Origin of the sequence: Rhizobium sp. NFR03, assembly GCF_900111275.1 — a bacterium.
Taxonomy (GTDB): Bacteria; Pseudomonadota; Alphaproteobacteria; order Rhizobiales; family Rhizobiaceae; genus Ferranicluibacter.
Genome location: NZ_FOGR01000022.1, coordinates 1 through 13,584 on the forward strand (window position 1 = coordinate 1; position 13,584 = coordinate 13,584).

Annotated in this window: 12 protein-coding genes and 2 pseudogenes; 3 read left to right on the plus strand and 11 right to left on the minus strand. The window is 58.5% G+C overall.

Annotated features, from left to right (window positions below):
• Window positions 1–43 precede the first annotated feature (43 nt).
• The 4 genes from BSG19_RS25305 to BSG19_RS25320 are packed head-to-tail and all read right to left on the minus strand — an operon-like array spanning window position 44 to window position 3,113.
• Window positions 44–700: a plasmid pRiA4b ORF-3 family protein gene (locus BSG19_RS25305; protein ID WP_244529324.1), complete on the minus strand. Its 657-nt coding sequence runs from the start codon at window positions 698–700 to the stop codon at window positions 44–46.
• On the minus strand, window positions 655–2,313 hold the full coding sequence (locus BSG19_RS25310) for an IS66 family transposase (protein ID WP_092989648.1): 1,659 nt from the start codon (window positions 2,311–2,313) through the stop codon (window positions 655–657). Before BSG19_RS25310 ends, BSG19_RS25305 begins: the two co-directional genes overlap by 46 nt.
• A 45-nt stretch (window positions 2,314–2,358) precedes the next feature.
• Window positions 2,359–2,706 carry an IS66 family insertion sequence element accessory protein TnpB gene (gene tnpB / locus BSG19_RS25315; protein WP_037103542.1) on the minus strand — a complete coding sequence of 116 codons (348 nt, stop codon included), beginning with the start codon at window positions 2,704–2,706 and terminating at the stop codon, window positions 2,359–2,361.
• Window positions 2,703–3,113, minus strand: a complete 411-nt coding sequence (locus BSG19_RS25320) for an IS66-like element accessory protein TnpA (protein WP_092989649.1) — start codon at window positions 3,111–3,113, stop codon at window positions 2,703–2,705. The genes tnpB and BSG19_RS25320 overlap by 4 nt, the downstream gene beginning before the upstream one ends.
• 80 nt (window positions 3,114–3,193) lie before the next feature.
• Here BSG19_RS25320 and BSG19_RS26555 point away from each other — a divergent pair.
• Window positions 3,194–3,421 (plus strand): annotated as a pseudogene (locus tag BSG19_RS26555) (SDR family oxidoreductase); the annotation flags it as partial.
• A gap of 44 nt (window positions 3,422–3,465) precedes the next feature.
• Here the strand turns inward: BSG19_RS26555 and BSG19_RS25330 are convergent.
• The 3 genes from BSG19_RS25330 to BSG19_RS25340 all read right to left on the minus strand — a co-directional run bounded on the left by BSG19_RS25330 (window position 3,466) and on the right by BSG19_RS25340 (window position 5,868).
• Complete coding sequence (locus BSG19_RS25330) at window positions 3,466–4,452, minus strand: alpha/beta hydrolase (protein ID WP_092990771.1); 987 nt, start codon at window positions 4,450–4,452, stop codon at window positions 3,466–3,468.
• A 194-nt stretch (window positions 4,453–4,646) separates the two neighbouring features.
• Window positions 4,647–5,303, minus strand: a complete 657-nt coding sequence (locus BSG19_RS25335) for an NrsF family protein (protein WP_092990772.1) — start codon at window positions 5,301–5,303, stop codon at window positions 4,647–4,649.
• Window positions 5,296–5,868 carry a sigma-70 family RNA polymerase sigma factor gene (locus BSG19_RS25340; protein WP_092990773.1) on the minus strand — a complete coding sequence of 191 codons (573 nt, stop codon included), beginning with the start codon at window positions 5,866–5,868 and terminating at the stop codon, window positions 5,296–5,298. The genes BSG19_RS25335 and BSG19_RS25340 overlap by 8 nt, the downstream gene beginning before the upstream one ends.
• A gap of 158 nt (window positions 5,869–6,026) precedes the next feature.
• Between BSG19_RS25340 and BSG19_RS25345 the strand changes: the two are divergent.
• Window positions 6,027–6,803: pseudogene (locus tag BSG19_RS25345) on the plus strand (alpha/beta hydrolase).
• 310 nt (window positions 6,804–7,113) lie between these two features.
• Here BSG19_RS25345 and BSG19_RS25350 read toward each other — a convergent pair.
• The 3 genes from BSG19_RS25350 to BSG19_RS25360 form a co-directional block, all read right to left on the minus strand.
• Complete coding sequence (locus BSG19_RS25350; RefSeq protein WP_092990774.1) at window positions 7,114–8,376, minus strand: type II toxin-antitoxin system HipA family toxin; 1,263 nt, start codon at window positions 8,374–8,376, stop codon at window positions 7,114–7,116.
• Window positions 8,373–8,600, minus strand: coding sequence for a helix-turn-helix domain-containing protein (locus BSG19_RS25355; RefSeq protein WP_062590678.1), 228 nt, complete (start codon window positions 8,598–8,600; stop codon window positions 8,373–8,375). Before BSG19_RS25355 ends, BSG19_RS25350 begins: the two co-directional genes overlap by 4 nt.
• A gap of 149 nt (window positions 8,601–8,749) precedes the next feature.
• Window positions 8,750–9,661 carry an HNH endonuclease gene (locus tag BSG19_RS25360; protein ID WP_092990775.1) on the minus strand — a complete coding sequence of 304 codons (912 nt, stop codon included), beginning with the start codon at window positions 9,659–9,661 and terminating at the stop codon, window positions 8,750–8,752.
• Window positions 9,662–10,337: 676 nt separating this feature from the next.
• On the opposite strand from BSG19_RS25360, the gene BSG19_RS25365 reads away from it, so the two are divergent.
• A complete protein-coding gene (locus tag BSG19_RS25365) occupies window positions 10,338–12,170 on the plus strand; it encodes a hypothetical protein (protein ID WP_244529434.1) in 1,833 nt (610 codons plus the stop codon).
• Window positions 12,171–12,329: 159 nt separating this feature from the next.
• On the opposite strand, the gene BSG19_RS25370 is transcribed toward BSG19_RS25365, so the two are convergent.
• On the minus strand, window positions 12,330–13,343 hold the full coding sequence (locus BSG19_RS25370) for a LacI family DNA-binding transcriptional regulator (RefSeq protein WP_244529432.1): 1,014 nt from the start codon (window positions 13,341–13,343) through the stop codon (window positions 12,330–12,332).
• Window positions 13,344–13,584 lie beyond the last annotated feature (241 nt).

The following is a 13,584-nucleotide window of genomic DNA, read 5'->3' on the forward strand; positions in this document are numbered from 1 at the left end:
GTAAGCATCCGGCGTAGGCCGCGGATGGGTCTTCATCATCCGGTCAGTGGCGTTTGTTCTGGCTTTTTGCGAATCCAGCTTTTCCGAGGGTTCGGCGGCGCGCGAGTTTGGCTATTCGATCATTGATCATATCGACGCCAATATCATTCGGCTCGAAGCGCGCCCCATACCATTCCACGACTTCGCGGTGTTGCGCATTTCGAGGTTTTGCCATTGCGTTGAGGAAGTCCTCGAAACCGGGCAAGCCGCCAACATCTTCCGGCGGCGCGCGCCGGTCGCCGTCGACGAAGCGCGGATATTCGACTGCTGGATCGGCGTCCATGACGGCCTCGACAGTGATCGAATGCCGCCAGTCGTCGCCGAAGTCATAGGTATAGTTGAAGGTGGTTATGCCGCGATCCACCAGAGCGCCGATCCTGACGTTGCGAGCTGCATAGGTCTCGCGACCCATGTCCCATTCGGGATCAGGAACGGCATAACGCTTGCCGCCGGCATTGAACTCGAAGAGGTGGTAATCCTTAAACAGCATGACGGCCTGGATGACGTCGTGCAGCCCCTTCAGGCTGGTAGTGATCGGGACCTCGACCCTGCGCCATATTGTCGGCTCGATATTATCGAGCTTGATGTGAAGCCGGGCGATGCGTTCGCTGGAGGTCATGATGCCAATGCCATGGGTGCCTGTGCCGGTGTCCAGTTCCACGGCAGCAATTGCTCCAACCTGGTGATCGGCGTGTCGGCGATACGGGCGAGAATGTCGGCGAGCCAGGCCTGCGGGTCGATGTCGTTGAGCTTGGCGCTAGTGATCAATGTCGCCATGAACGCCGCACGTTCAGCACCACGATCCGATCCGGCAAACAGCCATGACTTCCTGCCGAGTGCAAAGCCTCTGAGCGCTCGTTCGGCGGCGTTGTTCGTCATGCAAATCCGGCCATCGTCGAGGAATGACGTGAAGCCATCCCAGCGCTTGAGCATGTAGTCGATTGCCTCGGCGACGGGAGAACTGCGCGATAGTTTTGCCCGCTCGATTTGCAGCCAATCGTGCAGTTCTTCGACAAGCGGCTGGCTGTCCTTGCGGCGACGCTCCATGCGCTGGTCAGCGCTTAGACCGTTGATCTCCCGTTCGATATCGAACAGGGCATCGATCCGTTTGACGGACTCCAATGCCATTGGCGAGATCGGCGCAGCTTTGCTGCCACGCTTAGCGTTCGCGGCGATGTCGGCCAGCACGAAGAACTTGCGGCGTGAATGCGCCCAGCAGAGTGCCTGGCGCAGAGGCAGGGGTTCGCGATCTACCTTGAACAGCGGATTGTAGCCGCCATAGGCATCCGCCTGCAGAATGCCGGAGAAGGTCTTCAGGTGGCGTACGGGATGCTCCTGTCGCCGGTCTCGCGATGAGTAGAACAGTGCCGCAGGCGGTGACAGCCCGCCAAACGGCCGGTCATCCCGGACATAGGTCCAGATGCGGCCCGTATCGGTCTTTCCCTTCGCCAGGATGGGCACGGTCGTGTCGTCGCCATGCAGCCGCTCGGCCGCCAGGACATGGGCCTCGATCAACGAATGGATTGGCTTCAAGGCCGTGGCACACGCGCCGACTTGATCAGCAAGCGTCGACAGGCTGAGGTCGACCCCCTCTCGGGCGTAGCGCTCACTCTGGCGATTGAGCGGCTGATGCTGGGCGAACTTCTCGAACAGGATCATCGCCAGAAGGTTCGGGCCGGCAAAGCCGCGAGGTGTCACATGGAAGGGTGCTGGCGGCTGTGTAATCTTCTCGCATTCGCGGCAGGAGAACTTCTCCCGCACTGTCTGAATGACCTTCCACTGACGCGGGATGACCTCCAGGGTCTCGGTGATGTCCTCGCCGAGCTTCGACATTTTGGCCGATCCACAGCAGGGGCAACTGGCTGGGGCGGCGATAGCGACACGTTCGCGCGGCAGATGTTCAGGAAAGGGCTTGCGTGACGGACGCTTGCGCTCGAAGGCCCTGACAGCCGAGGCGCTGGCTGCGATCTCCGCTGCCAGTTCATCTTCGCCGGCATCAGCTTCAAGTTCTTCGAGTTGCAGTTCCATCTGTTCGAGAAGCCGAGCCTTGCGCTCCGAGCGACTGCCGTAAAGCTCGCGGCGAACCTTCTCGATCTCCAGCTTCAACCGAGCGATCAGCGCCTCGGAATGCGATACGAGCGCTTTCGCGCTGGCGGCCTCTGCTTTGGCCGTCGCCGCTTCTGCCTCGGCAGCAACACGCCGCGCGCGCTCTTCGGCAAGCAGTGCGAGTGCACTGGCAAGGTCGTCCGCAAGCTGTTCGACGGGGGTGTTCATGGCGAGATGGAATCATATTTTCTCCCGCCATTCCAGCATTTTTGCTTATCCGGCCGAGGTCGGTCGCCAGGTTTTTTGTGGCATCCGCCAGTCGATACCTTCCAGCAAATAGCCGAGTTGCCCAGGGGTAATCACCACCGTCCCGTCGGCCGCCGACGGCCATATGAAGCGTCCTCGTTCCAGCTTCTTCGTGAACAGGCAGGCTCCCTGGCCATCATGCCAGATCACCTTGATCAGGCCACCGCCACGTCCGCGGAAGACGAACAGGTGTCCGCACATCGGATCACGCTTCAACGTCTCCTGCACCATCAGTGACAGACCGGGAAAGCCCTTGCGCATGTCCGTATGGCCCGTCGCCAGCCAGACCTTCACACCAGCAGGAACCGGGATCATCGCCGACCCAGCACACAATCGAGAATACGGCCAAGCGCCTCCGTGTCGATGTCGCTGTCCACGCGGACACGACGACCGCGGCCCAGATCAATCGTCACATCACTGCGCTTCCGGCGGGGATGCGATGAGGCCGGCGCTTCCGAGGCAGCAGGCTGGGCTGCGGGCGCGGCCTCTGAAACGATCACGGGCACCAAGGTGCTCGATACCGGCGTCGACGGCTCCTCGATCCGGCAGAGTTCCTTGCGCCACCGGAAGAGCTGGCTCACGTGGATGCCGGCCGATCGCGCAATCTCGGAAAGAACCGCGCCAGGCGCAAGGCAGGCTGCAACCAGCCGCTCTTTGTCCTCGCGAGACCAGCGCCGGCGGCGCTCGACAGACGTGATCACTTCAATCGGATGCTTGGTCATAGGACTACTCCTAGTGTTTGCACTAGGACTTCCGATGTTCGCATCAACCTCGCAAGACGGCCCTCACCGTGGGCTTACGTTTGGATACCACATTTCGTAAGAAAGCCATTGAGAGGGGCGTGGCCATCGACGCCGCCTGGAATGACGTAGAGAGAGAAATCCTGCCAATGTTTGCTGAGGTGCCCCTAGGAAGGGTTGGAACCCTCGAGGAGATTGCGGATGCGATTACATTTCTCTCGAGCCCCCGTGCCGGCTATATCACAGGAGCAAACCTCCGACTTGACGGCGGAATGTGGCCAGGGCTGTAGCAGGACAACAGAGGAGCTGCGTCAAACCTGTCTGGTTCCCCGCCTCAGTTCCAGCTTGCCATGACGAACCGGTGGATCTCCGCTTCGAGTTCCTGGTCTTCCGGCGTCCCACCCATCAAGCCACCATGGGGCATGGCTTCAAAGACGTGCAATTCTGTTTCCACGCCAGCTTTTCGCAAGGCTCGATGCATCCTCACCGTGTTCGATAGGAACAGGTCACGCGTGCCGGTCTGGAGAAATGTCGGCGGGAAGCCCAGCAGATCGCCAAAGAGTGGCGATAGATAGGGATTGGAAAGATCTGCACCACCAGCGTAGAGCAGGTTGCTTGATCTAAGCGGGCGAGGCAGAACCAGATCAAGCATCTGGTTTGTTTGGAAACTGTCGCCCGATTCGGTGAGGTCAACCTGTGGAGAGAGCAAGACTAATCTGCCGGGCATTGGCATGCCTTCATCTCTCGCCCGTAGCAGCATGGCAGTCGCGAGATTGCCGCCTGCCGATCTCCCCAGGATGACCACCTTCTCGGGAGAATGACCGTTCAACACATGACGGTACGTGGCCAAGCAGTCATCAATAGCGACCGGATAGGGATGCTCGGGCGGCATCCGGTAATCGACGCCGTAGCATCGAACGGCATGCTGGTGAGCTTGGCGTCTCGCACTGACGCGACAGGCCTCTCCGCCTCCGAACACCAATGCGCCGCCATGCAGGTCGATGAGTGCGCTACGCTCATGAAACGATCTGTGCGGCGTCGCGACATGGATCGTTGCTTGTTCGACTACAATTGTCTCGACTGTGGACTGCAAACTCCCTGCAAGATCTTTTGCCGCGGCGGCGTAATGCGCATCTACTGCGGCTTTGATCGCCATCCAGCCTGAAAAATCCTCTGGGGACGGCATTTCATACCGCGCGTTGATCGGGCTGCCGTCCTCGTCTACCAGGCGTGACAGCGACGCCTGGGCTTCTACGCTAATGGATTGTGGGGGATAAATTGTTCGTGCAGGTGTGGTTACGCTGCGTTTGAAATTGCTCATTTTTTCTTGCTCTGTCATTGGTCGAAAATCGACATCTTTACCCCTACCTCGGAATATCGGTCTGGCTTATCAAATTACGATCATCTGCACGCGACACGACATCGCATGGAATTGATGCCGATGTCCGGGGCTCCTTCTTTGCCGTATCCCAGAAATGTGTGGGGGACGTTGCATCCATTGCCGACCTCAGCCAGCTACCACCTCAACAATCTTGGGCCAGTAGCCGCTCCCAACGCAGTCACGAACGCGATAGCAACCGAATACCATATTGCGACGAAGGCAGCGCCATCGTTGAGACAAGCGATCGTATAGGCAAGGGCACCGACGGAACCTGCGAGCAAACCCGCGACAGCGCCTGCTCGGCCAAGCCGCGTAGGCGTTCCTGCCCGCATGGCAGCAAGAAAAGCAGCCAACGCAGGAATGGAAGCCATAATGATGATGCCTGCACAACTTGACACCGAATAAGTGTGAACCCCAAGCAATGGAAAGCCGCTCCGGTCGAGCAATGCTCCGGCAAGCAGGAACGCTACGCCTGGAGCAAGACACAGCAACGCACGAAGCGCCCGGCCCGGTCGTACCACGGTCCTAGCGAGCTGAAACGCGCCAGCTGCGATAAGCGCCACGCCGATGACTTTGAACTGGAACGTCCAGGTCGGCAAGATCCGCGCGAGATCTGAACGCGCCCCGGCAATCAGCAGAACCACGCCAGTTGCCGCCAAGATCGAAAAGACCATGGCAGCGGCAAGGACAATGGAGAGACTGGGTGTTGCCGACGATCGTTTTCCTGCCTGCGTTGCCAATCCCTTGATCAGATCGTCGGTCCGCCCCGTCAGCCGTTGGGTGTCATCCATGGTCGAAGCCTTTTCTCCGCGCGGCAACCATCAGTTTCTTTAAGGAGCGATGGAACGCGACCCGCACCGCCCCTTCACTTGATCCGAGCCGTTCTGCCGCATCTTTGGTCGATGCGCCCTGAAGACCGATGGTGCGGACAGCAGCCTGTTCGCCACGAGGCAGGGCAGAAATGAGTTTCTCGACATCTGCCGGATTGCGCTCCGGATCGAACGCCTCCGAAGAAAAGATGCCAGCCCATTCCTCCTCGGTCAGATCAATGCGCACGCGTGCATCCCGTCCTAGGCGCCGGCTTGCATCAATGATCTTGTAGCGCGCAATTGCATTCAGCCAGGGAAGCAGAGCCCTCTGCGTATCCCATTGATTGCGACGGGAGTGAACGGCGATCAACACCTCCTGGACGACATCCTCTACCTCTGCGAGACTGAAGCGCATGCGCCGCAGATGTGCTTCGACGATCCTGCGCACCGAAGACGCGAAGTCCCGAAGAAAGGCTTCATAGGCAGCACTATCTCCAGTACGTTCGGCCCGCATCGCTTTCGCCCATCTGTCTTCCCGTGTGTCCATGCATCCGTAACTTCGTTGGACGAGACCTGTTATTACGTGGCATTTCGAAAATATTCCGATTTTGCCCAACGATCACATAATCGTGACAGTGTAATATCGAGGACTCGGCATCGAAAGACTCCCCCGAAGCATGTGCTTTATCACGAAAGGAGTCCCGGATGATCATGAACAGACGCAAATTTTCAACTGCATTGCTTGCCGGTGCGGCGGCATCGCTAGCTTCAACCAACAGCATGGCCGCACCAGCGATTGCCCGCCCACAAAAGACCCGCAACATCGTCTTCGTCCACGGGCTTTTCGCCGATGGCTCCTGCTGGAGCGAGGTCATATCCAGGCTACAGCCCAAAGGTCTGAATATCACGTCGGTCCAGAACCCTCTGACCACCCTACCCGAGTCGATTGCGGCTGCCGAGCGCGTGCTGGCGCGGCAGGACGGCCCAACCGTCCTTGTCGGGCACTCATTCGGCGGAATGGTCGTAACGTAGGCAGGTATGCATCCGCATGTGTCCGCTGTCGTATATATCGCAGCCCGTGCCCCAGATGCGAACGAGGACTTCGCCGCATTGGCCAAGACTTATCCTACACCTCCCGCATCTGCCGGTATTGTTTTCGACGGCGAGGAAGGCAGGCTAACCGAGAGGGCGTTCCTTGAGGACTTCGCCGGCGATATCCCAAGGGCTCGTGCCGAAGTGCTTTACGCAACGCAGTATCCGTTCCGGAAGGCACTACTCTCAGGCAAAGTTACCGAAGCCGCTTGGCGCCACAAGCCCAGCTATTATGCGGTGTCGAGCGAGGACCGCACGATCAACCCGGATCTGCAGCGCTTTCTCGCCAAACGCATGGACGCAAAGGCAATCGAAATAAAAGCCAGCCATCTCTCGCTGATCTCGCACCCGGGCGAGGTCGCGGAGCTTATCCTGGAAGCTGCAGGCTAGAAAGCCTAAACTGATACGCGAAAGCCAGACAGTCAGACACCGCTGGGTGAACTCCCCTAAGCCTGCGCTAATCGTCCAGTGGCCTTTTTGCAAAGCGGATGGTTTCCAGGCAACCAAGCGAGCAGGCAATCGAGAGAGGACGACAGCCAAGACTGGGGGTGTCGTTCTTTCTCCGAGCTGTTAGCCGATGAATATATGTTTGCCAGGTTGTTCGGATTTATCTCTCAAGGAATTTAGCTCTTGAGGGATACGAACCGCCGGCCCGTTGGTCGAAGGACAAAGCGCTAGATATCCGCGACCATTCAAACACTTAAGATACCTGCTGCGTGACTCTCTGCAATGAACCAGCCCGGCTTGAGATGACCTTGCGAATTGCGCTCAGGATGGGATGATTGATCCCCTCGTCTGCCAACTCTGCAAGAAGGATATCAGCCTCGCTCACAATCCTTTCCGCCATTTGGGCAAGGTCGCGAACAAGGATGCGCTGAGAAGATTTGGTTTCGGGCACAAGTGTCGCCCAATGCTTCAGCTGGATCGTGTCGGGCACATCGCGGCCGCCAATCTTCATGGCGAGCCTCTTTGACAAGCGAGGATAAACGGCCGTGCAAACGACATCGTAGATCGGTGCCAGATCCGGTTCATCGGAGCCATAAAGCAGGGCGTAGTTCTTGCCGTGGGCATCGGCGTTGCCGACGAGATAATGGAAGATCAGCATGCGGATGAATTGCAACCGATCCGCGACAGGTCTAGCGCAGGCCTGGTCGATCAGCCCGAGAGCATGTCCTGTCCCCGGTCCGCCCTCGGCCTCATACTTCAGCTCCGGCGGGACGCTAAGGGCCTGGCAAAAGTCTTCCTGGTGTAAGCGCTCAATGATACCGTCTGCAGCTTTCGTCCGATCATAACGCTCAACCAGGAGAAAGGCAGTCGCCCGGGCTAGGCGTATCTCGACATGGGGTACCGGCAGCTTGAGGCGAGCAGCCAGCCGCATACAAAAATACTCGTTCTCCACCGTGCCTTCCAAAGCCTGGATGACTGGTTTCAAGATATGGGTCGTTGGTCTGCCGTCTTTTGCCAAGGCAATGGAATCTCCATCGACAATGACCGCCAGTTTATCCTGCGCGCCGGCGAGCGATAGGCGAATGCCCTCGTCTCCGCCAAGCAAAGGCCGGGTCCGCAGCCTGCTGAGAATTTCATCCAGGCGTTCCGAAGTGAGAATTTCGGCTTGGGACTGGCCGGGAGGTTCGGGCACCGTGCCGGTCGGATAGAGTGACAAGGCACCTGCGCATTCGCCCCCGATAACTTCCAGTAGTCCGAAGGCATTGCCTGCCGAAAGGCCGAGCGCCCCAGCGAGGCGTTGCCGCGCGCCTTCGTCAGGCAAGAGACCGGAGAAAAACGGGCGCACCACCTGATCACCGAAGGCTTCTTCCTGCAGGGGCATCGAGAACGAGATCGCACGCGATCGTTGGTCCAGGAGATACGCGCCATCGTAGGCAAAAGTCAGCAGGCCGTCGTCAAGCCGGCCGAGTACGCCCGCCTTGGTGTCGCGAAAATAGACGTCCAATACCCGGGTCATGATCGCGGGCCCTGGCGACGCCCGACCGAAACAAGAAGGCCAAGACCGGCCAAGACTTGCATCGCACGGCCAATCTGGCAGCTCTCTTTGCCGGCCTCGAGTTCACGCAGAAAACGTACCCCCACACCAATCACCCCGGCGAGTTGCTCCTGGGTTAACCCTTGCTGTTTGCGCTCCTGACGGATTAGCATGCCGAGGCTTTTCGTATCTTTGATCTTTTCCATAATCACCCCTATCGGGATGATTATATCATCAGATGGTGCAAAAGGAAGACAAAAGAACCGATCGGGATGATTTTAGGATTACTGGCGCCAACTGACTGAAATAGAACCGATCGGGATGAATCCACATCACCGCAGGACTACCCAAATGTTTACTGCTTGAAACAGTTCTCACGGTGCCATCTCAGGAACTGGGGATGTGGCCTCTCGAAAACCCTGCTAGGCACGATCGCCTTCCCGGTCTTGTTGAGGAGTCCTTGAATGCTGTCAGGATCATTCGCCTGACGCGATATCAGGATATCAAGATCGTCCGAAAGGCCAATCAGACCGCGGTCAAACATCCAGTGTGCGGTGCCCGAAAGAGCAATTCCGTTGGAAAGAATGTCAGGCCCGCTCGCTTCCACCGGCCGGATATGTGCGGCGTCGACCTCTGCCCGGCCACCACCGTTGATGAGCTTCAATCCCGTGATGGCGCATCGTTTGTCATAAGCGTGAAGAACGAGGCGGCGAAACAGCCGATTTCGAACGATCCGCGACGAGAGTTGCGTAACCCGGTCGCGCTCCTGCTCGAACATGAACGGCGCTTGAGCTTCATCTGCAAATCCATCGACCGCATGCGTCACCCCCGGCTCATCCAGCCGAGGCAGTTCAGGCTCATGCTCGTCTATGCCAATAGATACGATGCGGTTGAAATCTGCTGCGGATATCGGCCGGACTGCGGCCTGTGCTCTGCCCGAAATGCGGCCCTCTTCATTCAGCACGCCTCGCTCTATGACACCGTCTGGTCCGCTGAACGGAACGGGATTGATGAAGTCGAGATAGCTGCCTTGTTCGATCAGCGCCAGATACATGCCGGGGGCCTTCGGATCAGGAATAACCCGTTCAACCTTGGCGACAGCAAAATAGCCGCGGGTCGCTGCGACTTTCCGAGGCTCGTAGTAGACGATCCAGTCACCTACACAGGCCTGGACACGACCGAGATACTGACCCGGGAACTGGTATTGTTCAGCCGGGCTATCGTCGTAAATCGAATCTGACCGGTGAATGAAAACCCCGAATCCCATCTGCAACCTTTAGCATGAGGCTCATGATGCTTCATTTGAAATCTGGGAACCTGAGCCTAGCCCCAAAAGCTCGCCGCTGCGGCAATACCATTTGTTAAACGTCCACTCCTATTCCCGCCCGCCCTCGACACCGGTATTCGAGAGATATGGAATAAGAGCATGGCAACACACGATCTTTCAATTCATCACTTTCAACGAAAAAATCTCGGATTTCTGCGAGGTGCGCATCGCGCCAATCGCCTCACAGCGAGTTCTGGAAAGCATTCGGCCCTATCTCGTTGGTCTTGTCATCCACCGCCGGCCACCACCGATCGTTAGTGGCCGTATGGATTGGACGGCCATTGGCGAGGCATGCGGGATCGAAAACCAATTGACAGCCGATTTGAAGAAGGCGCTCCGTCCGGGACTGGACGCGATTATCCGCTGGCTCGGAGAACCGCCTGCCGCCGATGACATACAGTCGACGAAAACACGCACGAAATCGCGCAATACCGTTCGGCGCAAGGTGGAAACTGCGACGCGTTCCAGACCGCGACAGATCCTCTCCGACAAGACCCCGGCTACCTCTTCGTCAGTGCAGAGGGGACCACAACCGAAACCAATCAGCCCATTCCCTGAGCCATTGTTTGAGGCGACCGATGATCCGGCGAGCTTTAGCGATGCACTCGTTTATCACATGCGCCGGTTCGGCGAGAGCTACTGGCAACTCTACCGCACCATCGTTCGCCTGGGCGAGACGTTCGATGACAAGACTCTGCTGTTGTGGGTTCAGGGCGAGCGCGTGCCGCGATCTCTGACGAGCTTCGAGATCCTGTCCCGTATCGAGGGGCGCTACCGACTGAGACAGGGCTATTTCAAAGGGAAGCTGCCGCACCAATCCCGCTCCCTATACGGCCATGATATGGGCGACATCAGCGCTGCGGAGCGGCGACGACTTGCATGGCATCTTCCGGATAATTTCAGCAGCTTGCCGTTCTCCAAGCGGGAGGAAATCATCGAATGGGTGCGCCGGTTCATCATCTCGGGCTCAACCGACTATCGTCGCTACCAGGCGGCGGCAATCAAACAGCGTTATGCAATTCGGTTTCCAGGCATCACCTATGGCGTAGGCACCCTGTCTCCACGACCACAAATAAACCCGGACAGCACGAGTCACAATCCCGAGGCCTTTGAAGATCCTGATCTCCTGTCCGGCGTCGTCGATGCGCCGCCGCGGTTGGCTATGGAGATGGCCGATCTGATCCGCTTCAAGACATCGACGCTGACCGCAATCGGCTTCCAACGAAATGGAGTTTGGGGAGAGGAAACCGCATCCCAGAAGGTCGAGCATCTCGGCCTCATGTTCGGTGCCCTCGCTGCCTCACCCGCCAGCGTCGTCAAAGGGCGCGGTGTGCCGCTCCGCCAACTAACCTTTGGCCTGTTGATCTTCCCGGGCGTCTGGGACTGGTACCTCCAATGGCGTGAGCAGCGCCGCGGCTTCTACACCAAGTGGGAAGAAGACATGCTGATGGTGGCGCAAGCTCTCACGCGGGCGGAGGTGGGCTGGATCCGCCAGCATCCGGAGCTCCTGAAGAAGGTTCAGCCAATCGAAGGGCTGATCGCGCCGGAGGAGATAGAATTTGCGAGGCGTGACTGGCACGGCGCCTGCGATGCGTTCCACCGGCACGCTGCCAATCGCTCGAAGGAAATCCAGCGTGTCATGCGCGTGCATCGCGATCCGTTCGAGCCGATCATGGTGATCCTTGAGGCAGACAGCCCATTGTCGGAGTACCGCAAGATTACAGATGAAATCCTGAAGCGCATGCCGGATGAAGATCGCTATCCTCGAGCAGCAGCCGAAGCGGTCCGCTCTTTCCTTTTGCTTCGCCTGGGTCTTCATCTTGGGCTTCGACAAAAGAACCTTCGCCAGCTTCGTTTGTGCCCGCGTGGGCATTTTCCGACATCAGAGCGGCGGCTGGAGGATATGAAATGCGGTGAATTGCGCTGGAGCGATCGGGAAAACGGATGGGAGGTCCTCATCCCATCAATCGCCTTCAAGAACTCAGGCTCATCATTCTTCGGACAAAAGCCGTTTCGCCTGATCCTGCCGGATTTGCTCGACCTCTACAAATATCTTGAGGCCTATATCGATCGCCATCGCGGTGTGCTGCTCGGTTCAGCGAAAGATCCCGGCACCTTTTTCGTCAAGACGGTGAAGACGACCAGTCTGGACGCGGCATACGATTCCGCCAAATTCTATGAAGCATGGCGGACAGTGATCCAACGCTACGGCATCTACAATCCCTATACCGGCCGCGGAGCCATCAAGGGCCTGCTGCCGCACGGACCGCATAATCTTCGGGATATTCTGGCAACCCATATCCTAAAGCAGACCGGGTCATACGAGCAGGCGAGTTATGCCATCCAGGACACACCGGATGTCGTTCAGCAACACTACGGTCGCTTCCTGCCGCAGGACAAAGCGGCACTTGCGGCGAAAATCCTCAATCAGGTTTGGGAAGCTGCATAGCCACTCGGATGAATGGCTGATCCACATCGCCCATGCAGATGCAAACCAAGCCCTGCATCTGCATGGGCCCTGCCGGTCGTCTCCGCCTTGAAAAGATTCGAACTCACGACCTCCAAAAGTATGGGATCCAACAATCACTACGCTCAGCATCATCGCCCTTCACGCGTTCTCGATCATATAAACATCGATCGGCGTCACGAGGGATGCCGGGGGGTGATCGTTCCTTCCGAAATAGGACGCCAGTGCCTGAACGGCGGTGAGCACTTCGAGGTCGGGTCGTTGATCGATGATGACATCGATCAGGCCTTGGCGAATGAGCTGGCGGCGGTCGTCGGTCAGCTCGTGCGTGATGAAAACGACCTCGTCGGCGCGTCCGAGTGTCTTCAGCGCCGTCACGACCGTCTGCGCGCCGGCGGAAGCGTTATAGATACCGCGGATCTTAGGGTTTCTGCGCAAGGCGTCGAAGACGAGATCCCCTGCCGTTTCGGCACGTTCCAGACTCTCCAAGACGTCCGTCACCCGGCAGTGCGGGTAGCGTTCGCGCAACACCGCGCGGAAGCCCATCTCGCGCTCCTCATGGCCGATCATGCTCAGCATGCCGGATATGATGACGATTTCGCCGCCTTCCCTGCCCATCAGGCGCGCCATCAAATCTCCGGCGACGCGTCCTGCTTTCCGGTTATCGGGTCCGATATAGGCAATGCGATCCGCGTCGCGAATATCGGTGGCAAGCGTCATGACGGGCTTGCCCTGCCTGCCCCAGGCTCGAAGAGCCGTCGCGACATCCTCGTTCTGGGAACTGACGATGATCAATGCGTCGCAATGCCCGCCCAAAGACTGAATGAGCGCGACAGTGGCGGCGGGGCGGACCGGGTCGATGTGATGAACCTGAAACTGCAGGTTATATTGCGGGTAAAGTCGCGTCGCCGTCTCGAAACCATCCTGCACGACCGCATGGAAGGGATTTGCGCGCGACTGAAGGAGAACGGCGACACGCAGCGTCCGCACGGCGCGCGGGTCGATCACGCGGTTGATCTTCAGCCGTCTCGCCTGTTCGAGAACACGCCGCTCCTTGTCCGGGCTCACGCCGCCGCGCCCGTTGAGGACACGATCGACCGTGGCCAGCGACACGCCGGCTGCGATGGCGAGGTCTCGCGATGTCGGCTTGCCCACGGCACACTCCATTTGAGGAGATCTCATCAAGATCGACGTATCCCCTCATTAGCACCGCGCTAGACTGCCGACAACGAACGAAGCCGAAGTGGCTCGGATGGATCGGGAGGATCTTCATGCTACATCTCGCCGTCTTCGGTGCAGGGCGCATCGGGCATGTGCATGCGACGAACGCCGCAAGCCAAACTTCCGTGCGGGTGCGCTATCTTGTCGATCCCATCGAGAGCGAGGCGCGCTCGGA